Source organism: Serratia sp. (in: enterobacteria) (assembly GCF_046715635.1).
Classification (GTDB): domain Bacteria; phylum Pseudomonadota; class Gammaproteobacteria; order Enterobacterales; family Enterobacteriaceae; genus Chania.
In genome coordinates, this window is sequence record NZ_JBKJYW010000130.1 from 1 (window position 1) to 18,874 (window position 18,874).

The window sequence follows — 18,874 nt, forward strand, 5'->3', positions numbered from 1 at the left end:
CTTACCGCCTCAATACCAGCACCTTGCGTATGGATGTCAGCGTTCCCCAGGTCGCGCTGCGCCGTACCGCACGCGGTTATGTCGATCCGAAATTCTGGGATCGCGGCATCACCGCAGGTTTTCTGTCCTATACCTTCAACGCTTTTAATTCGCACAGCTCCAATTCCGGTGGCAACTCGGACTCGACCAACGCTTATCTGACGATGAACGCCGGGGTGAACATTGCCGGTTGGCAGCAGCGCCATGACTCTAACGTGAACTGGCGTAGTCAGGAAAGCACCCATTGGCAGAACACGGCCACCTATGCGCAGCGTGCCATTCCGGGTGTGCGCGGTATGCTGACCTTGGGGGATGCGTTTACCAGCGGGGATTTCTTTGATTCGATCGGTTTTCGCGGTGCGCAACTGAGTACCGACGATCGCATGTTGCTGGACTCCCTTAACGGCTATGCGCCAGTGGTGCGCGGCGTGGCGCAAAGCAACGCCCTGGTGGAAGTTCGCCAGAACAACCAGCTGATCTATCAAACCACGGTAGCGCCGGGCGAGTTCGTGATTAACGATCTGTTCCCTACCGGCTACGGCGGCGATCTGGACGTGACGGTCAATGAGGCCGATGGCTCCGTGCGCCAGTTCAGCGTTCCCTATGCTTCGGTGGCACAGATGTTGCGCCCGGGGATCCAGCGCTATGCGTTAACCGCAGGCCAAGTTCGCGATGATAATTTACAGAACAAGCCCGAAATGTTCCAGGCGACTTATCAGCGCGGGTTTACCAATATTCTGACCGGTTATACCGGGGCCACAGTGAGCGATGGCTACAGCGCGGTGCTGCTGGGGAGTGCGGTGGCAACACCGTGGGGGGCTTTTGCCGTCGACGTTACCCAAGCCAATACCCGCTTGAGACAGGGTGATATGTCCGGCCAGAGCTACAAGATCAGCTACAGCAAGCTGATGTCGGAAACCAACACCAACTTCACCATAGCGGCCTATCGCTACTCGACGTCCGGCTATCTGCCACTGCGTGATGCGGTGTATGCCCGCGATAATGAGAGCCGGGGCTTAAGTGCGGATGCGATTAACCGCCAACGCAGTGAATATCAGCTCACGCTGAACCAGGGGCTGGGTGCCAGTCTGGGATCGCTGTATATCACCGGTTCGGTGCGCGATTACTGGAACCGTGGCGGTACCTCCAAACAGTATCAGGTAGGTTACAACAACTTCATCGGCCGAGTTACCTACGGTTTGTCCGCGATGCGTACCACCGATACTTATAACCACGATGAAACCCGTTACTTCCTGAACTTCTCGATCCCGTTCAATATTGGCTCGCAAAACATCAGTCTGAACAGCGCGTTGGCCTACAACGACCAAGGCTACGACAGCAGCCGCATCGGGATTAACGGCTCCACCGGGGAAGATAACAACATCAGCTACAGCGCCACTTTGGCTAACGACCAGACCGGCGGGACCAATACCAGCGTGAGTGGGGAATACCGCAGTCGTTTCGCCACCATGAACGGTTCTTACAGCTATGGCCGTGATTTCCGTCAGTCGTCCATCGGGGCTTCCGGTAGCGTGGTGGCACATAGCGGCGGCGTGACCATGACGCCTCAGCGTGGCCAAACCATGGTGCTGGTTGAAGCGCCGGATGCGGCAGGGGCGATCGTTACCAACTCTCCAGGGGTGCGAATCGATGATAACGGCTATGCGGTGGTGCCTTATGTTGCCCCATACCGCATGACCAACGTCACGCTGGATCCTAACGGCATGTCACGCGATGTCGAGCTGGAAAGCAGCAGCCAGCAGGTAGCGCCTTATGCGGGTGCGATTGCCAAGCTGGAGTTCAAAACCCTCAAAGGTCAGGCGCTGATTATCCATGCGCTGGGCCCGAATAACACGGCGTTACCTTTTGGTGCCGAAGTATTGGATACCCGTAACCAGGTGATCGGCATCGTCGGCCAGGGCAGCCGCATCTATCTGCGTACCGAAGCGCTACAGGGGCGGCTATTGGTGAAATGGGGTACTCAGCCGACACAACAGTGTGCCGTGAACTACCACGCAAACACACAAAACAGCACTGATTACGAAATTATTGAGGCGAGCTGCAAATGATCAACGTTATCCATAAATTCACCGCCATGCGCCAGCGCCCTAAACCAGCCATGCTGTTTTTGTTACTGATGTTGGCTGGGCAACAGGCATATGCTCAATGTCGGGTTAACACGACCAGGCCGCAGGACATCATTATGAACGTCGGCAGAGTATTGATTACGCCGAATACCAAGGTGGGCGATATCCTGGCCACCGGCAAGTTCGATATCCGCCGGGATGACAATATTTCTTGCAGCGGTAATAGCACGTTGTATGGTCGCATTTTACAAGGTGGGCCGAGTTCGATCAGTGACAAAATCTGGACCACCAACGTGCCGGGGGTGGGGCTGCGGCTATATCGCCAGATCGGCACGCAGGAAGGTGCCTATTACCCGCACGAGATCTATCGTAACGGCAGGGTGTATCTGGCTGAGGGGTATTTTGTGGTTGAGGTGATCAAGATTGCCCAGAATACCGGTACTGGCGCATTGGCCCCAGGGCAGTATTCCTCTTACTATGCGGATGGGACTGGCCCTGCAAGACCGATCCTGATTTCCCACGTCTTAGCTAACAGTATCACCATTGTCACCTCATCCTGTTCGGTGGACGCCGGTTCCAAAAACAAGGTGATCAACCTGAGTACGGTGGCCACTGCGGCGTTTAAAGGCGTCGGCAGTACCACCGCAGAGCAGGATTTTTCAATTAATATCAACTGTGTTGGCGGTACGGGGACGGAACTGTTGCCTGGTGGCACAGGGGAAGGGTTGGTGAACGTACGTTTTGACTATACCCGCGATGCCTCGAATGCGCCTGGCGTGCTCAAGCCGATACAGGATAGCAATACGGCCAGCGGCGTTGCCGTCCAACTGCTGACCGGCAATAACTCAACGCCAATCACTAGCGGCACGGCGGTGTATGCCGGGCATACCATTGCCAACCAGACCAATACCCTCACTTTGCCGCTGAAGGCGCGTTATTACCAGACCGCAGCGAAAATGAAGGGCGGCACCATCAAGTCGATTGCCACCTTTACCCTTGAATATAACTGATAAGACGTCACCCAGTTTTTAACGCTGGCCGACCCAGTTGGTGCAGCCTTCGTCTACGCATTGGCGCTTGTACAGTGAGTGCAGGCTCGGTGTGCTGTGGCGATAGCTGTGCTCTGAGGAGAGCGCAACTTCATCCTGCTGTGGCGTGCGGCGATAGACTGCCGGCGTTTCACCAAACTGTTTTTTAAAGGCCCGGGAAAATGAAGGCTGGGAATCAAAATGGAACTGCAGGGCGATATCCAGAATTGGGCGTGGGGTAGCGCGTAGAGCCTGTGCGGCCTTCGACAAACGGCGCTCGCGGATATAGCTGCCGAGCGCATGGCCAGTGGTACTGCGGAACATACGTTGCAGATGCCATTTGGAGTAGCCGGATTTTGCCGCCACGTTATCCAGCAGCAGCGGTTGATCCAGGTGGTTTTCGATCCAGTTCAGCAAGTCGTGAATGATATTGGCGCGATCCATTGGTTTAATTCTCCTGCAGCGACGACATTCGGTTCACCGTCAAATGGGACTTAATAATCCAAGTTTATTCTTTGATAATAGGCGCGCAGTGGCGGTTACGCAAGGGTTAACTTGGATAATCGACGTGGCGAAAAATGCTCCGCCAGGGGTAGGGATTTAGCTCCCCCTCACCCCAACCCTCTCCCACAGGGAGAGGGAGCTGCCCTGCGTCTCTGATGAGGCTGTGCTGCTCCGGAACGTGATAAGAAAGAAGATGGATGAATACAAACGACGACTACCACAATGTGCCTAAATCGGTGTGCGGTTTTACTTGACCATTATAGCCCTGTGTCTCTGATGAGGCTGAGCCGCTCCAGAACGTGATGAGAAAGAAGATGGATGAAGTATTACGCAGAAAAATCAGCGAACTCGATCGGTCCCCTCTCCTTTTGGGAGAGGGTTAGGGTGAGGGGAATGCGTCCGTTTTAATTACTTGATATTCATGGCGTCGCGCATGGTGAAGAACAGGTCGGTCTGATCGGTCAGGCCCACTATGTTGGCGGCATGCGGGCCATAAGCGGCAACGCGCAGCTGAGTACCGGTATGGCCCTGAGAGCCTTCTTCCGAATTGCCGTAACTGATGGTCATCACCGCGCCGTCTTTGGTGGTTAATGATTGGGTTAGCCCCGGCGCCTTGGCTTTGGCGGCAATAATCTGGCTGGAGTGGGCGTGGTCGGCGGTGACGATCACCAGGGTATTACCGTCGGCGCGGGCGAACTCCAACGCTTTTTGTACTGCCTCATCCAGATCGACCGTTTCGCCAAACTGGCCGCATGGGTTGGCATCATGATCCTGTTTGTCGATAGACGCTCCTTCCACTTGCAGGAAGAAACCGTTCGGGTTGTTCTTCAGCAGCTCGATGGCTTTATCGGTCATCGCCGCCAGCGTTGGCACATTGGCACCGCGCTCTGGGTTATTCTCACAGGTCACCGCGGGTTGATCGAGATTACCGTGATAGGAGGCTTTCGGTCCTTTCCAGCGCACCGGCATATTGCCTGGCGCAAACAGGCCCAGCAGCGGCTTTTGCTGATTGGCGAGGTTAATCGCGTTTAGACTTTCGGCATCCTCCACCCATTGGTAACCCAATGCGGCGGCCTGGGCTTTCAGCGTTTTCCCCTGCCATTCACCGCTTTTCGCCAACTGAGCGAAGGATTTTGCCCCGCCACCCAGCGTGACGTCGGCGCGGGTTTTAATCAGCTGCTCGGTGATCGACCCGTGCCCACCGTTTTCCAGCGCGTTACCAGCGCATTGTTCACTGGTTTCCTCTGGGCCGTAGCACTTGCGCGAGGTCACGTGTGAAACCAGTGCTGCCGGTGTGGCATCTTGCAGCTCCGCCGTTGAGACGTTGCCAGTGGCTTTACCTGCGGCCTTGGCCAGTTCCAGGATCGTCGGTTGATCTTTGCCGTTCACATCCACGCCCAACGCGCCGTTGTAGGTCTTGACGCCGGTAGCCCAGGCGGTGGCCGAGGCGGCAGAGTCGGTGACATAGTCCGGTTTATGGCTTTTCTTATCCAGCGAGTAGTGGGTGTATTGACCCGTCAGCGGCAGGGCATCGATCCCTTTGAAGTAACCGCCTGCGCCTTCGGCATAGTTGCGTGCGCCGGTGATTTCCGAATCGCCCATGCCGTCGCCGATCAGCAGGATCACGTTTTTAACGGTTTTATTCGACAGCGACGCTTGCAGTGCGGCGGTTTGATCGCCTGCCAACCGGCGTGCACCGCCGGGTTCGGTAATATCGCCATGAGCCGCGCGGTTGTTGAGTTGATTGTTGTCAGCCAGGGCGGTGGAACATAACAGGGCGGATAATACGGCTCCGGCGATCAGGGAAACGGACTGCTGCATGGGTAGGCTCCTTGTTGTAATACAAAAATAGGGTTGGCATTATTTTGTTACACGGGAGAGTAGGGCAGGAAAGTGACATTTTTATGACGAGCGAAGTGAGAAAGGGCGGATAACCTTGCACGCCCCCATACAAGATCTGGCTTAACGGGCGGGAATATTGACGCCGCGCTGTACGGCTGGCCTTGCCAATCCGCGTTCCAGCCATTGGCCAACCGCGGGGAAATTGTCGAACTCCACCACGTCGCGGGCCTCATAAAAACCGATCAGGTTACGTACCCAGCCGAGCAGAGAGATATCCGCAATGGTGTACTCCGAACCCATGATCCAATCACTCCCTTGCAGCCGCTCTTCCAGCACACCCAGCAGCCGTTTGGACTCTTTCTGGTAGCGTTCGAATGGCCGTTTGTCTTCATATTCGCGCCCGGCGAATTTGTGGAAGAAGCCTAGCTGGCCGAACATTGGCCCAACGGACGCCATCTGGAAAAATACCCACTGGATGGTTTCATAACGTTGGGCGGGATCCTTGGGTAAAAACTTACCGCATTTCTCTGCCAGATACAGCAGGATTGCCCCGGACTCGAACAGGGCTAACGGTTTACCGTCTGGGCCTGCAGGATCGAGGATCGCCGGGATTTTGCCGTTAGGGTTGAGCGACAGGAACTCTGGCGTCCAGGTTTCATTTTTGCCGATATCGATCAGGTGTGCCTCGTAGGGCAGGCCGATCTCTTCGAGCATGATGGAAACTTTCACCCCATTGGGGGTCGGTAGCGAGTAGAGCTGTAACCGTTCAGGATGCTTGGCGGGCCAACGTTGGGCGATCGGGAATAGGTTAATATCGGACATGATAACTCCTCGGAGATGACGGGATCGTCAACAGGTAAACCCATTGAGTATGGCAGCTAAGCTAGCGTGCCAGGCATTCAAAGCGCCAGGCCAAAATGTGCGCTTAGTGCTTTTTTACCGGCGGCGGTCAGTTGCAGCTCACGGCTGTCTAAATGACGCTTAACCCACCCGCGTTTTTCAAATGCAGCCAGCATGGCAGCGCCCAGTGCGCCACCGAGATGAGCCTTGCGTTCGCTCCAGTCCAGACAATCACAGGCAAAGCGCCGCCGGGTCGGGGCCGGGGAGCAGTCGATGCCCAACTGTGTTAAGGCCGTCTGCCCAGACTCACTGAGTTGATAGTCGTTATCCCCGATTAACCAGGCTCGCGCCAGCAACTGATGATGTAATTGGACCGCGACCTCACCTGCCATGTGGTCATAGCAGGTGCGTGCATAACGCAATGAGGCCGGGGTGCTGCTTTTGACCGTCGGGCGTTCTACACCGGCCAACGCCATCAGGCTTTCCAGCATATCGGCCACCGGTTTGCCCGCCAGGCGGTAAAAGCGATTGCGGCCCTGTTTGACACAGCCGATCAGGTTCTGTTCCTGCAAACGTGCCAGATGGCTGCTGGCGGTTGAGGCTGCGACGTCCACCGCCGCACTCAGCTCCGTTGCGGTGTAGGCGCGTCCATCCATCAGCAGGCACAGCATGCGCGCTCGGGTGCGATCGGCGATAGCGGCCGTCAATGCGGCCAGGCGGTCTTCAAGCGTAGTGTCATTCATACTTCGAGCATAACCGAAGTATTGATGCTCGTCTAACCCGACAATGGCTGCTCTCTATTCTTATCTGAAGGAAATTGCCATGACGGCCTGCCCCTTTTCTGTGGCATCGCGGCAAGCGGTGCGTGAAGCCTTAACCCATCCTCACCTCGGCGTTCGCCCCATGGATGAGCCGGTACCCGCAGCTTTAATTGGGACGCCCGCTCAATCGATTTTCGCCTCTCTGGTACGTATGAATGATGGTGCCAGGCAGCGTGAATTAAAGGGGGCGATCGAGGCAGCTCTGGCCGCTATCACCGACGATGAGATCCGCCAGACTACGGTTTACGTGGCTCAACGGTTAGCGGCCAGTTTGACAACGGCAGAGCAGCTCACCCGGTTTAACTACGCGCTGCCGATCTGTGTATTAGCTGAATTATTGGGCGTGGCCTATCAGGATCGATCTGCCTTGGTGGATGAGGTGTTGGACTTTGTGCGCTGTATTGCTCCCGGTGGCAGCACAGAGCAGATGGCTGCGGGGGCCGTTGCCGCCGGAAAGTTGCAGGCTCGTATGCAGCAGGCAGATGGCCCGCTGTTTGATCAACTGTGCCAACACATTGGCGATCGCTCGCTGGCAATAGCCAATGCCATCGGGCTGTTGTTCCAGGCTTGTGAGGGCACCGCCGGATTAATAGGTCAGACGCTGTTGCTGGCAAATCAGCGCCATCAACCGGTAGAAGCCTTGATCTTGGAGGTGTTGCAGCAAACTCCGCCGATCCATACTACCCGCAGATTTGCGCGACAGGCTACGTTGCTTGATGGTCAACCGCTGCCGGTAGGGCAGAGCGTATTGGTGCAGTTGAAAACGCCGCAGGAGAGTTTTGCCTTCGGTTATGGTGCTCATCGCTGCCCAGGAGAGCGTTGGGCAAGATTGATTGCTTTGGCGGGGATCGGCCATTTATCCACACTCAACGTCAAGCCCGAACTATTAAACCAGTTTCGCTGGCGTGTTTCGCAAAATGCGTGTGTACCTGAATTTTATACTGTTGAGGAGAGCGATGATGATCGCCGTGATTTTTGAACTACGTGCTGCCGCTGGGCAGCGGGAAACCTATCTTGAGTTGGCGGCGGAGCTGAAACCGCTGCTGGCAGATATTGACGGTTTTATCTCTATCGAACGTTTTCAGAGCCTGAGTGAACCGGACAAGTTGCTATCGCTGTCGTTCTGGCGTGACGAGGCGGCGGTACAGCAGTGGCGCAACCTGGAACAACACCGTCAGGCCCAGGTGCGTGGCAGGCATGAGGTACTGGAATATTACCGGTTGCGGGTGGCCGAGGTGGTGCGGGATTATGGGTTGGAACCGCGTGCGCAGGCTCCGGCGGACAGCCGCCATTTTCATCCTGATTAAAGTCGGACGGATAGCTATGTTTTGACGTAATACCTCCGCCACAATTAACCGCGCTCAGCGCGGTTTGTTATATTCAGAATGACACTTTAAAACTCGCGATAGCAGATTAAGAATTTTCTTGGTAAATTGTTGATTAATCTATAGCCATCCTTTATTCTATATGCGTATAAGTGAAATTTTAAGAATACTAATATAGAAGAGTGAGCATGAGCGGTAAAATCATCTTAAATCATCATGTTATCTACGATAAAAGCTCAGGTTCTCTGACGGATATCGGCAAGAAGCATGATGAAATTGTCCTCACCACACCAGCGAATAACTGTTTGCAAATTCTGTTAAAAAATAAACCTGAAATTACTACACAGAAAGAACTGTTTGAGGAAGTGTGGGAAAAATATGGCATTCCAATTAACACCAATACGCTGTACCAAAACATTGCCATGATACGAAAGGCCTTTCGGCAGTTGGGGCTTGAGGAGGATATCATTATCACCATCCCAAGGCGCGGTATGTTGGTGGCAGATACGGTAGAGATTGCTGAGTATGAAGAGTGCGTTGATAATAGGATGGACAACGAGGCTCGAATGGCCAGTCGCACGTTGTCTACACCTATCCCTGATGATGGAATAGGTGATGTAAGTCGTCATGGTGTTCTATTTAATCATAACCTTAAAAAGGTAAGCTTGGTATTTTCCTCTGGCACTTTACTTTTTATTTTTATTGCCGCAGTGACTAGTTTTACTTACGATAAATATCTCAAAATACAAAGCAGACTTTATAATTATTCGTACTGGGGAGACTATAATCAATGCCAACTATACGTTGATGATTATTTCAAAAGAAAAGTGAAAAATAATGGTGGTAATATACCCATTAATGCTGATTTACATTGTGACAACAAAGAGAGAGTTTATATCTCACTCTATACTGGCTTGCCGCGTGAGTCTTTTATTATTTGTGATGGCGATGCTTTAGATAAAGGAAGCAACTGTAGGTCCAGATATCGCTACTTTATTGAGAGCTAATCATGAAAAGAAAATGGTGCATCATTATCTCTATAATATCAGTGACGGCAGTCGTTGTTGCTGTAATTAACTATATACATAAAAAACAAGTCCGGGAAGGCATCAGCTGTTTCTCACAGGTGCAATATGACTATGTTTCAGATAAAAAAACGGTTGTTATACAAGCGGGGATATTTTTCTTGTTTTCAAATGGACATGGCGTGATCTCTTATAGTGGAACACTAACCGATCAAGGCAATGAATACACCATTAAACGAGATGCCGAGGTAAGTTATACGGTGAGCAATCATGAGTCATTTCTCATCCGAACCGACAAGCTCAATGTTGCGCCATTTGATACTCTGCCCGACCCCTTGGCTAAAAAATTTCTTTACAGCTACCTCAGAGAGCAGAATGGCTGGACGAATCTCGGTATTCAACGCAATGGGGAAAATGGCTATCTGATTTCGACTAGTCCTATCCCGCAACTTTTATGTCGATTTGTTAAGTAAGCCTAAACGCAACCCTTTTTATCATTAGCTTATTCCCTCCAATTAAGGCCATGCAGTTTTCTCTAGCATGGCCTTTTATTTTATGTGTCTTAAATTCGCTTAAATAGCAATTTAATATCATTTTAAATATAAATATATCATTGATTTTAAACGAATTTATATTAAATCATCTTACTTTTTATCTTTTAAGAAGAGTTCATTGCACTATTTTCTAATTAACGGATTAAGATAATCCCCATCGCAGCTTTGTAGATGATTATTACGGTTGTGGTGCATGAATTGAGAAAGGTGCGCGTCTTAGCTACCTCTTGATTAAGTGAAGTTTAAAGTCAAAAATTAACTGAATGGAAATAGTTATGAAAATGAATAAAATTGTAATGGCAATGGTGATGGCTTCCGGTATTTCTGCGTTTGGCGCGATGGCAGCAGATCCGGTGGTTGATCCAGTTAAAGCAACCGACCAGGGTAGCGGTAACATTACTTTTACCGGTTCTATTATTGATGCGCCATGCTCAATTACGCCTGAGAGTTCTAACCAAACTGTCGATCTTGGCCAGGTGTCAAACTCATTATTGGCAAAGGCAGGAACTTCTACACCACGCAATTTCACCATTGATTTGGAAAAGTGTGATACTACGACCAAGCAAAACGTCGTCATCACCTTTGGTGGTTCTAAAGACGCTGAGAACGATAAGCTGCTGGGGATCACGGGTACTGCCAAAGGTGCTGGTATTGCCTTGACCGATGGTAGCGGTACGCAAATTACCCTGGGTGTACCTTCTGCGGCACGTGGTTTATTGGCAGGTAACAACAAACTGAACTTCTCTGCTTATCTGCAAGGTAATAAAGCCGATGGTAGCGTAACGCCAGGTGAATTCTCCAGCGTTGCCAACTTTACGCTGACTTACCCTTAATAGATAGGGAAGCATAGGGTATATACCCTATGCTTCATTTTATGTGACTTAAGTGGCGGATATTAACAATGGATTGTCATGTGTAAGGTCATCCAGACTCTGTTGTTTATGGCTCTGTTTTACTTTAATACGGCGGTATGGGCACAGGGTACGGTTAAATTAAAAGGGGCAATCCTTGAGTCTGCCTGTGCAATCTCTCCGGATAATGTTTTTCAAACGGTTGAATTGGGGACTATCCCACTCAAAACGCTTGAGCGCAATGGGATCAGTCAAGCCTACCCATTTAAAATAAAACTGATTAATTGCGTTTTGTCCGACAATAGTAGTGACGGGAATAAGTCAATAGAAGTGACCTTTAGCCCTGGCAGCCATGGATATGTTGAACCTTTGCAGGACCGTGGGGTGGCACTCATGGTGCAGGATGAAAAAGGGCATCAAATTACACCTGGGGTTCCTTTGCCTGACATTCCGATTGATTCAGGTGAAATACTATTAAAATACAATATCTTTTTAGTGGCTAATGGCAAGCAAGTGACATCGGGGAACTACTACACCACTATGAATATCGTGGTTAGCTATCGATAACCCTCATTTTTGCTTAAAAGTAATCTTATTTGTATTTTGAAAATGGACTTTTATTTCTGGATAGAATTATGAATGGAATCAATAAGATTACTGTGGCGATTTTTATTTCACTCCTGGGATTCAGTAAACTATCGCAAGCAATAGAATTCAACCTCGATGTGTTAGACGCAGAAGATCGAAATAACGTTGATTTGTCACGATTTTCACGGCTAGGCTATGTGATGCCTGGCAATTATATTATGGCTGTTTATCTTAATGAACAGAATATTGCCGATCGTGAGCAAACCATCCCCTTTTATGCTGACGCCAACGTTGCCAATACCACCAAGCTATGCTTCCCAGCCGCGTTGGTCAGCCGGCTGGGCCTGACGGAAGAGGCCGCTAGCAAGGTCATTTTTTGGCACCAGAAAGAGTGTGCAGACTTCTCTGCATTACAGGGTTTGACGCTGAAGGGCGATATCGCCAGCGGTACGCTATACGTCAGTGCTCCCCAGGCCTTTCTGGAATACAGCGACCCAAATTGGTTACCGTCGTCCCGCTGGGATAATGGCATCCCGGGGGTACTGCTGGACTATAGCCTCAACGCAGCAACCAGCAAAAGCCACCAGGGGGAAAGCTCCCGAAACGCCAGCCTTAGCGGTACCGCAGGGGTTAATATCGGGTCTTGGCGGCTACGGGGAGATTATCAGGGCAACTATGAGTTCTCCACGGCAACACGTCAGGCGCAACGTCATTTCGACTGGAGCCGCTGGTACGCTTATCGGGCGATACCTCGTTTGAATGCCACGCTGACGCTGGGTGAAAACTATTTTTATTCCGATATCTTCGATTCATTCCGTTTTACCGGTGTAGGCCTGGCGAGCGATGAACGTATGCTGCCGCCTAACCTGCGTGGTTATGCCCCTGAAGTTCACGGTATTGCTAAAACCAACGCCACGGTGACGGTATCACAACAGGGTCGGGTGATTTATGAAACTACCGTTGCCTCTGGGCCGTTTCGTATCCGGGACTTGAACCGTGCCGTCAGCGGCAGGCTGGATGTTCAGGTGAATGAACAAGATGGCACCCAGCAAAACTTTGCTGTGGATACCGCCAATGTCCCTTATCTGACGCGGCCGGGGACGGTGCGTTATAAAACCGCCGTGGGCCGTCCTTCTACCTATCAGCATCATATAGATGGGCCTTTGTTTGCTAGCGGCGAGTTCTCTTGGGGGGTAGCCAACAACTGGTCGCTTTATGGCGGCGCCGTTGGGGCAAATGATTACCAGGCCGTTTCTGTTGGGCTGGGACGAAACCTGTTTATGCTGGGGGCGTTGTCGGCAGATGTGACCCAGTCGATCGCCAGGCTACCAGGGCTAGACGGCGAGAAGAAAGGCAAGTCCTATCGGCTGAGCTATTCCAAGCGCTTTGATGAATTTGACAGTGAGGTCACGTTTGCGGGATATCGCTTTTCTGAGCGTGATTTTATGTCGATGGGGCAATACCTGGATAGCCGCTTTGGAGGGAGCAGCGTCGCGCACAGTAAAGAGATGTATACCATAACGGCTAATAAAAGCTTTACGGCTGCCCAACTGAGCTTGTATGCCACCTATACCCACCAAAGCTATTGGGATCGCCAGCCGGAGGACAGCTATAGCCTGTCGGTAAGCCGCTACTTCGATTTTATGGGGCATAAGGATCTGTCGCTAAACGTGTCTGCCAGCCGCAGCCAATATCAGCAGCGTTATAACGATGCCGTGTTTGTCAGCCTGTCCGTGCCGTTGGGCAATGGCCAGAGTTTGGGATATAGCGGACAGAGTTCAAATAACCGCTTGAATCAGGCGCTGAGTTATACCAAGAACGTCGATATCAATAATAACTACCGAATTGCCGCCGGGGTTAACAATCTGGGAGGTCAGCAAACGGCGACGCAGGTGAACGGCTTTTACACTCACCGCGGTGATAACAGCGAAATCAGTCTGAATGCGGCTTACGTACAAAATAGCACCACTTCTGCCGGGCTTTCCATGCAGGGGGGGCTAACCGCAACGTCAAAAGGGGCTGCACTGCATCCAGCAGGAACTAATGGTGGTACTCGTTTGATGCTAAGCACCGAGGGGGTTTCTGGTGTACCGATAGAAGGGGGCGTCGTTCACAGTAATCGCTTCGGGATCGCCGTCTTGGCGAACATGAATAGTTATTACCGCACGGATACACGCGTAGATATTAACCAGCTTGCTGATGATGTAGAAGTCAGCAAAGGGGTGGTCGAATCGACGTTAACCGAGGGCGCTATTGGCTATCGGCGCTTTTCCTTGCTGAAAGGTGAAAAGGCACTGGCGGTTATTGTCATGCCAGATGGCAAACATCCGCCATTTGGGGCCAGCGTGGTTAACCCAAAAGGGCGAGAACTGGCCATTGTCAGTGACGGCGGCCTGGCCTATCTATCGGGTATCACTGCCGGGGAATCACTCAGTGTTAACTGGAATGGCACTAAAGGGTGTCAGGTATCACTGCCTAAACCATTGCTGGTTCAGGGAAATTTATTATTACCGTGCCACACTATCAAGTAATCAAGAGATCATATTATGAGTAAATCAGCTTTCATGGCGTTTGTTATTCTCACTGTTACGTCTATTCATACGGCTTTTGCCGCGATTGCTCTGGATCGCACCAGGGTGATTTATGAAGGCGGCAGCAAAGCGATTAGTTTAAATATCAGTAATGAGAATAAGCAATTACCCTATTTGGCACAGGCGTGGGTCGAGGATCATGAACAGCAGAAAGTCGCGGGGCCGTTAATTGTTACGCCTCCGATTCAGCGTATTGAACCGGGTGCCAAAAGTATGGTGAGAATTTCAGCGTTGCCTGAGGCTAAAGCGTTGCCGCAGGATCGGGAAACGTTATTTTATTTTAATCTACGTGAAATCCCCCCGCGCAGTGATAAATCCAATGTGATGCAAATTGCCTTACAGACTAAAGTGAAGCTGTTTTATCGCCCGGCATCCATTGTGACGAAACCCGGTGCAGTCTGGCAAAACCAGTTGGTGCTGCATAAAACCGCCGCGGGTTACCAGATTGAAAACCCGACGCCTTACTACATCACCGTGTCGGGGATTGCGGCACGGGGAAAAGGGCGTGAAGACAACGGCTTTGTGCCGGTAACTCTGGCACCGAAAAGCCGTACCGACGTGAAATCAACTGTCTATGACGCGCCTGTGGTCACCTATATCAACGATTACGGTGGGCGGCCTGAACTGGCATTTACCTGCGTGCAGCAGCGCTGTAGCGTGAACGGCACAAGCTGATGAAAGCCTTGGATCTCATTAAATGGGGATTGGTTAGCACATTGGCAGCTTGGTCATTGCCAACGTTGGCAGAAAACCACGCCCAGGTTGATGGCATGTTTGCTTCACTAGCGGTTCAAGGCTCGATCGTCGAATCGGCCTGTACGCTCGAGATGGTTTCTCAAGACCAAACCGTTAACCTGGGGGGCATAGCCAGCCATGTATTAAACCGGTTTGGTGACGAAGCGCCACCCGTCGCCTTCCATTTATTGCTGCGCGATTGTGGACACTGGGGTGGGGTAACTCGCAGTGCAACACAGGGCAATAACCTGGTCTGGGGAGCGGGCCAGCAAACGGTATCAATCACCTTGCGCAGCAAACAGCAGCAAGGGGGGCTGGTGGCAGTAACGGGCCAGGCGAGGGGGTTGGCTTTACGGCTGGAGGATGAACAACATCGCCAGTTATGGCCAGGAATACCCAGCCAGGCTCAGCTATTAATGCCTGGTGATAATCGCTTAACTTTTTATGTTATCCCACAGCGTACGGCCGAGCGGCTGATCCCCGGAGCTTTCTACGCCGTGGTTAATTTTCAGTTGAATTATGACTAATCAGTTTGTGATCCCGCACGCTGGATGGAGGCCTTATGCTATGTAAATCTTTGCTTGCGATACCCCTATTCCTGGTGCTTTGCGTATCGCAGGTACAAGCCGATGGCGGAATGGTTATGAATTTCAAGGGGCGCATTTTCGAACCCGCCTGTGAATTTAACGGTGGCAAAACCATTGACGTCAATTTTGACAGGGTGGGGATTAAAAAAGTAGACGGTGTGAAGTATGCACAAGTCACCGCGGTTTCCCTAAATTGTAAGCAAGGTGGGGATAAAAAATTACGCTTACAACTGCAAGGAGAAACGTTAGGTGGAATGGGGAATGTATTGACCACCAACGTTAACAACTTGGGTATTGCCATTCAAGATATTAACGGTGAGCCTATTACTCTAAATCGATTTTTCGATGCACCAGACCCAATAACGTTCAGTTTTATTGCGGTGCCAGTAAAAAAGGATGCAGCAATGCCTTTGGAGGCAGGGCCGTTCAATGCGATTGCGACATTGGTATCTAGTTACTTTTAAGTGGAAGGAAACGTGATGCATTATCGGATAATATTTTGTGTCTGGATGCTGGTGGGGATTAATAGCGTCAGTTTGGCGCAGGATCATAATATGTATCTACACGGTGAGCTGGTCGAGGAGCCCTGTACTCTCAGCATGGCATCGGTTAAACAAACCGTTAAATTAGGTAACGTCATTAAGAATACGCTTTATCTGCATCAACGCACCCACAGTTATGGTTTTTCTATTGTCTTGGAAGAGTGTGATATCAGCTTGGGAAACAGCGTTGAGATCGGTTTCAATGGTGTTGAGGACCTGCAACAGCCTGGCTTGCTGGCAGTAAACGGGATGGCGGAAGGTATTGCGATAGGCTTGGAGACTGAGGATGGAAAACCGCTGGAGATTAACAAAACGGTTAAATCTTATTTGCTCCATGACGGAAGCCGTACCTTGAAATTTGCCGCATACGTCAGTGCATCAGAGGCGGCTATTGAACACCAAGGGATTGTTGAAGGAGATTTTACCGCGAATGTGGCATTTACCTTATATTACCCTTGATTATAAATGATAGAAACTGCTGTGGAGTTATTCAAGACTTTAGCTTTGTTGAGGGAATTATGCTGGGGATAGTGATAAAGGATAATAATGCAGCCTATGCATTGGGATTGCGACTTGGTTTGGAGCAAGCGCTCTCTTCACGCGAACAGGCGGTTAAATATTTTGATTTGGCCGATGACGCATGGCGCTGTGATATTATCTTTCAACAAGTCGATCCAGGAACAGATTGCCTACTGGCAACACCTTATATCCAGCAGGGTTTCAAGGGCGTTTTTTTCCCTATTGTGGAGCGTGATACGAATGATAAAGGGCACAATGAACTATGTGAATGCTTAAGGCACTTTCCTATCATATTCAGAGATGAACCATTGGGTACGATAGTAGATAGAGTGGTTCGTCAATTGGAATGTCGTGACAGAGTGAAGCATGTTGAGCATGACGGTATCATGACGAAATCATGCTGCGTTTGTGGCAGGACTAGACTTTCAGCGAATGAAATGAAAGTGATTAAGCTACTGTCTAAAGAGTATTCACTAACACGGATATCTTTTGTTTTAAAGAAAAGTGTAAAAACCGTTTTTACGCAGAAAAAATCAGCAATGAAAAAACTCAACCTGAAAAGTAACCAGGAACTCTATTCGTTTATTATTAATAATAAGGAAATGATTGGGTTGTTTTAACTTGGTGAAAGGATGTGGTTCGGTGTCAGTAATGCCTTCATTAATGGTTTATAAAAATAGATAAGGATAACTATGATCCTAAAAATGATACTTGCTGTATTACTCCTGCTCCCATCAGTGGTCAGCGCTAGCGAGAAGGAAAATACCTGTTGGCCATATTATGGAGATAATGGTTTTCGTGTTACGCTTACCAAAGGGAGTTTTACCAGTAGCAAGGCGGGTTCAACGGCTATATTCAGCTATACGGGCGTACCTAGTTATTATTTGAATTGCTGGTCTAACTACGCTCCGGGGACGAAGCCATACGTATTGAGTTATTACCAGAGCCGGATAGATTTACCTCCATCAGATTTTGGCAATGGTTTTTATAAGGTAAACGAAGATTTAGATGTTAAAATCACCATCGGGGGGGACGGAGGTCATGTAGTCCCCACGACACAATCTATACCAGGAGGAATAGTGAGTGATGGGGATGGTGAGGTTAATCGTCGTTATACCAAGCTGGTCCGTTTTGCTAGTGACTCGACAAGTTCCAACATTACGCTGCGTTTACGACGAGATCAGCTGGGGGGCGTGGTGCGAATTCCTCCAATGGTCAAATTATTCCGAGGCTACCGTTTAGTCAGTAGCGGTAAGGGTACACCGACCGTGATTAATGACACCCCAATTATGAGTATGTCGACTGCGGGGCAACTGATTCAAGTACCCGTCGTATGTACCATTAACTATGGTGCTGCCCTTGAGGTGGACTTTGGTGATATTGATAATACCAAGCTCAGCAGCGATGGCAGCCGTTATGTCAAAACCATACCGCTGCAATACCGTTGCAACACTGCGGTGACACAAGATGTTGATATTAATCTCATTGCGGCTCCAGCGGCTTTCTCGTCAGACTTTATCGCCACCACGCTGCCCGATGACGTTGGGGTTATGGTCAGCCGTAACGGCCAAGTGGTCAAACCGAATCAAAAATTCAGTACCACGCTGCTTGATGGCTTTGGGCAAGATGAGTTACAGGTAGCTCCGGTGGCCCGGGATTTGACCAAGTCCATTACCGGCAGTTTCACGGCATCTGCCACGTTGATCATGTCGATACAATAAGTGTGTACTAGAAGGAAATTCAGCGCCTGTAACCGGACGCTGAGACTGCTGACAAACCCTCACCGGACTTACAACGTAGGGCCGCTGCATGCTGCGCCCGTCTGAATAATCAATGGGTTAGCAAGGGTTGGTGCGTTTTTTTACCAAATCAGCAACATTGCCACTTTGTCATCAATGTGAATTCAGCTTACTTTGTGGTTTAACGGCCTAGAATGGCTTGGTTGGCAGGTACTTACCATCCAATGTGATCACCGCGCGTTCACCGCCATCGGGGTCTTGGACCTTTTTGATATCCAGCTTGAAGTTGATCGCGCTGATCACTCCGTCACCAAATTGTTCATGCACCAACTGCTATCTAAAGAATATTCACTGACACGTATATCTTATGTTTTAAAGAAAAGTGTAAAAACCGTTTTTACGCAGAAAAAATCAGCAATGAAAAAGCTCAACCTGAAAAGTAACCAGGAACTCTATTAGTTTATTATTAATAACAAAGAAATGATTGGGTTATTTTAACATGATAAAGGATGTGGTTTGGTGTCAGTAATACCGTAAGCGTCCGGCGAACTCACATTGTTAACGATGCACCGTTATCACATTCTAACCTCGGTCAATATGACAACGCTGAGGTAAAATATGACAATACGGTATTCTCGTAGTGAACGGCAGCAGCAT

General features: G+C 50.2%; 19 protein-coding genes and 1 pseudogene. 15 read left to right on the plus strand and 5 right to left on the minus strand.

Annotation, left to right across the window (positions count from 1 at the left end; all coding sequences use genetic code 11):
• Positions 1 to 2,108: fimbria/pilus outer membrane usher protein (locus tag ACLQ7H_RS06330; protein ID WP_411751936.1), on the plus strand; the 2,108-nt coding region annotated here is incomplete at its 5' end.
• Complete coding sequence (locus ACLQ7H_RS06335) at positions 2,105 to 3,136, plus strand: fimbrial protein (RefSeq protein WP_411751937.1); 1,032 nt, start codon at positions 2,105 to 2,107, stop codon at positions 3,134 to 3,136. The genes ACLQ7H_RS06330 and ACLQ7H_RS06335, both read left to right, overlap by 4 nt.
• Before the next feature lie 18 nt (positions 3,137 to 3,154).
• Here the strand turns inward: ACLQ7H_RS06335 and ACLQ7H_RS06340 are convergent, their stop codons facing one another.
• The 4 genes from ACLQ7H_RS06340 to ACLQ7H_RS06355 all read right to left on the minus strand — a co-directional run bounded on the left by ACLQ7H_RS06340 (position 3,155) and on the right by ACLQ7H_RS06355 (position 7,083).
• Positions 3,155 to 3,598, minus strand: a complete 444-nt coding sequence (locus tag ACLQ7H_RS06340) for a helix-turn-helix domain-containing protein (protein WP_021180553.1) — start codon at positions 3,596 to 3,598, stop codon at positions 3,155 to 3,157.
• Positions 3,599 to 4,066: 468 nt separating this feature from the next.
• The gene (phoA, locus tag ACLQ7H_RS06345) at positions 4,067 to 5,479 is read right to left on the minus strand and encodes an alkaline phosphatase (RefSeq protein ID WP_411751938.1); all 1,413 of its coding nucleotides are present in this window, start codon (positions 5,477 to 5,479) and stop codon (positions 4,067 to 4,069) included.
• Positions 5,480 to 5,620: 141 nt separating this feature from the next.
• On the minus strand, positions 5,621 to 6,322 hold the full coding sequence (locus ACLQ7H_RS06350) for a glutathione S-transferase N-terminal domain-containing protein (protein ID WP_411751939.1): 702 nt from the start codon (positions 6,320 to 6,322) through the stop codon (positions 5,621 to 5,623).
• 77 nt (positions 6,323 to 6,399) lie between these two features.
• Complete coding sequence (locus ACLQ7H_RS06355) at positions 6,400 to 7,083, minus strand: ArsR/SmtB family transcription factor (protein WP_411751940.1); 684 nt, start codon at positions 7,081 to 7,083, stop codon at positions 6,400 to 6,402.
• A 79-nt stretch (positions 7,084 to 7,162) separates the two neighbouring features.
• Between ACLQ7H_RS06355 and ACLQ7H_RS06360 the strand changes: the two genes are divergently transcribed.
• The 13 genes from ACLQ7H_RS06360 to ACLQ7H_RS06420 all read left to right on the plus strand — a co-directional run bounded on the left by ACLQ7H_RS06360 (position 7,163) and on the right by ACLQ7H_RS06420 (position 18,199).
• Positions 7,163 to 8,140 (plus strand): cytochrome P450, encoded by a 978-nt coding sequence (locus ACLQ7H_RS06360; protein ID WP_411751941.1) that lies wholly within the window; start codon positions 7,163 to 7,165, stop codon positions 8,138 to 8,140.
• Positions 8,121 to 8,468, plus strand: coding sequence for an antibiotic biosynthesis monooxygenase family protein (locus tag ACLQ7H_RS06365; protein ID WP_411751953.1), 348 nt, complete (start codon positions 8,121 to 8,123; stop codon positions 8,466 to 8,468). The genes ACLQ7H_RS06360 and ACLQ7H_RS06365 overlap by 20 nt, the downstream gene beginning before the upstream one ends.
• A gap of 206 nt (positions 8,469 to 8,674) precedes the next feature.
• Positions 8,675 to 9,493 carry a winged helix-turn-helix domain-containing protein gene (locus ACLQ7H_RS06370; protein ID WP_411751942.1) on the plus strand — a complete coding sequence of 273 codons (819 nt, stop codon included), beginning with the start codon at positions 8,675 to 8,677 and terminating at the stop codon, positions 9,491 to 9,493.
• 2 nt (positions 9,494 to 9,495) lie between these two features.
• Complete coding sequence (locus ACLQ7H_RS06375; RefSeq protein ID WP_411751943.1) at positions 9,496 to 9,984, plus strand: hypothetical protein; 489 nt, start codon at positions 9,496 to 9,498, stop codon at positions 9,982 to 9,984.
• 356 nt (positions 9,985 to 10,340) lie between these two features.
• On the plus strand, positions 10,341 to 10,898 hold the full coding sequence (locus tag ACLQ7H_RS06380) for a fimbrial protein (RefSeq protein ID WP_411751944.1): 558 nt from the start codon (positions 10,341 to 10,343) through the stop codon (positions 10,896 to 10,898).
• A 78-nt stretch (positions 10,899 to 10,976) separates the two neighbouring features.
• Complete coding sequence (locus ACLQ7H_RS06385; protein WP_411751945.1) at positions 10,977 to 11,483, plus strand: fimbrial protein; 507 nt, start codon at positions 10,977 to 10,979, stop codon at positions 11,481 to 11,483.
• Between the two features lie 68 nt (positions 11,484 to 11,551).
• Entirely contained in the window at positions 11,552 to 14,035 is a 2,484-nt protein-coding gene (locus tag ACLQ7H_RS06390; protein WP_411751946.1) for a fimbria/pilus outer membrane usher protein, read from the plus strand.
• Positions 14,036 to 14,050: 15 nt separating this feature from the next.
• The gene (locus tag ACLQ7H_RS06395; RefSeq protein ID WP_411751947.1) at positions 14,051 to 14,770 is read left to right on the plus strand and encodes a fimbria/pilus periplasmic chaperone; all 720 of its coding nucleotides are present in this window, start codon (positions 14,051 to 14,053) and stop codon (positions 14,768 to 14,770) included.
• Positions 14,770 to 15,357: a fimbrial protein gene (locus tag ACLQ7H_RS06400; protein ID WP_411751948.1), complete on the plus strand. Its 588-nt coding sequence runs from the start codon at positions 14,770 to 14,772 to the stop codon at positions 15,355 to 15,357. Before ACLQ7H_RS06395 ends, ACLQ7H_RS06400 begins: the two co-directional genes overlap by 1 nt.
• Before the next feature lie 35 nt (positions 15,358 to 15,392).
• Positions 15,393 to 15,881 (plus strand): fimbrial protein, encoded by a 489-nt coding sequence (locus tag ACLQ7H_RS06405; protein WP_411751949.1) that lies wholly within the window; start codon positions 15,393 to 15,395, stop codon positions 15,879 to 15,881.
• Positions 15,882 to 15,896: 15 nt separating this feature from the next.
• Positions 15,897 to 16,418: a fimbrial protein gene (locus ACLQ7H_RS06410; RefSeq protein ID WP_411751950.1), complete on the plus strand. Its 522-nt coding sequence runs from the start codon at positions 15,897 to 15,899 to the stop codon at positions 16,416 to 16,418.
• Between the two features lie 59 nt (positions 16,419 to 16,477).
• Positions 16,478 to 17,098, plus strand: coding sequence for a helix-turn-helix transcriptional regulator (locus ACLQ7H_RS06415; protein ID WP_411751951.1), 621 nt, complete (start codon positions 16,478 to 16,480; stop codon positions 17,096 to 17,098).
• A gap of 72 nt (positions 17,099 to 17,170) precedes the next feature.
• Positions 17,171 to 18,199, plus strand: coding sequence for a fimbrial protein (locus ACLQ7H_RS06420; protein ID WP_411751952.1), 1,029 nt, complete (start codon positions 17,171 to 17,173; stop codon positions 18,197 to 18,199).
• Positions 18,200 to 18,406: 207 nt separating this feature from the next.
• Here ACLQ7H_RS06420 and ACLQ7H_RS06425 read toward each other — a convergent pair.
• A pseudogene (locus tag ACLQ7H_RS06425) lies at positions 18,407 to 18,547 on the minus strand (cyanate hydratase); the annotation flags it as partial.
• Between the last annotated feature and the right edge of the window lie 327 nt (positions 18,548 to 18,874).

Excerpts from the sequence above, each read along its gene's own strand:
- ACLQ7H_RS06335 (WP_411751937.1), top strand. The coding sequence starts at position 2,105 with ATGATCAACGTTATCCATAAATTCACCGCCATGCGCCAGCGCCCTAAA.
- ACLQ7H_RS06340 (WP_021180553.1), bottom strand. The coding sequence starts at position 3,598 with ATGGATCGCGCCAATATCATTCACGACTTGCTGAACTGGATCGAAAAC.
- phoA (WP_411751938.1), bottom strand. The coding sequence starts at position 5,479 with ATGCAGCAGTCCGTTTCCCTGATCGCCGGAGCCGTATTATCCGCCCTG.
- ACLQ7H_RS06350 (WP_411751939.1), bottom strand. The coding sequence starts at position 6,322 with ATGTCCGATATTAACCTATTCCCGATCGCCCAACGTTGGCCCGCCAAG.
- ACLQ7H_RS06355 (WP_411751940.1), bottom strand. The coding sequence starts at position 7,083 with ATGAATGACACTACGCTTGAAGACCGCCTGGCCGCATTGACGGCCGCT.
- ACLQ7H_RS06360 (WP_411751941.1), top strand. The coding sequence starts at position 7,163 with ATGACGGCCTGCCCCTTTTCTGTGGCATCGCGGCAAGCGGTGCGTGAA.
- ACLQ7H_RS06365 (WP_411751953.1), top strand. The coding sequence starts at position 8,121 with ATGATCGCCGTGATTTTTGAACTACGTGCTGCCGCTGGGCAGCGGGAA.
- ACLQ7H_RS06370 (WP_411751942.1), top strand. The coding sequence starts at position 8,675 with ATGAGCGGTAAAATCATCTTAAATCATCATGTTATCTACGATAAAAGC.
- ACLQ7H_RS06375 (WP_411751943.1), top strand. The coding sequence starts at position 9,496 with ATGAAAAGAAAATGGTGCATCATTATCTCTATAATATCAGTGACGGCA.
- ACLQ7H_RS06380 (WP_411751944.1), top strand. The coding sequence starts at position 10,341 with ATGAAAATGAATAAAATTGTAATGGCAATGGTGATGGCTTCCGGTATT.
- ACLQ7H_RS06385 (WP_411751945.1), top strand. The coding sequence starts at position 10,977 with ATGTGTAAGGTCATCCAGACTCTGTTGTTTATGGCTCTGTTTTACTTT.
- ACLQ7H_RS06390 (WP_411751946.1), top strand. The coding sequence starts at position 11,552 with ATGAATGGAATCAATAAGATTACTGTGGCGATTTTTATTTCACTCCTG.
- ACLQ7H_RS06395 (WP_411751947.1), top strand. The coding sequence starts at position 14,051 with ATGAGTAAATCAGCTTTCATGGCGTTTGTTATTCTCACTGTTACGTCT.
- ACLQ7H_RS06400 (WP_411751948.1), top strand. The coding sequence starts at position 14,770 with ATGAAAGCCTTGGATCTCATTAAATGGGGATTGGTTAGCACATTGGCA.
- ACLQ7H_RS06405 (WP_411751949.1), top strand. The coding sequence starts at position 15,393 with ATGCTATGTAAATCTTTGCTTGCGATACCCCTATTCCTGGTGCTTTGC.
- ACLQ7H_RS06410 (WP_411751950.1), top strand. The coding sequence starts at position 15,897 with ATGCATTATCGGATAATATTTTGTGTCTGGATGCTGGTGGGGATTAAT.
- ACLQ7H_RS06415 (WP_411751951.1), top strand. The coding sequence starts at position 16,478 with ATGCTGGGGATAGTGATAAAGGATAATAATGCAGCCTATGCATTGGGA.
- ACLQ7H_RS06420 (WP_411751952.1), top strand. The coding sequence starts at position 17,171 with ATGATCCTAAAAATGATACTTGCTGTATTACTCCTGCTCCCATCAGTG.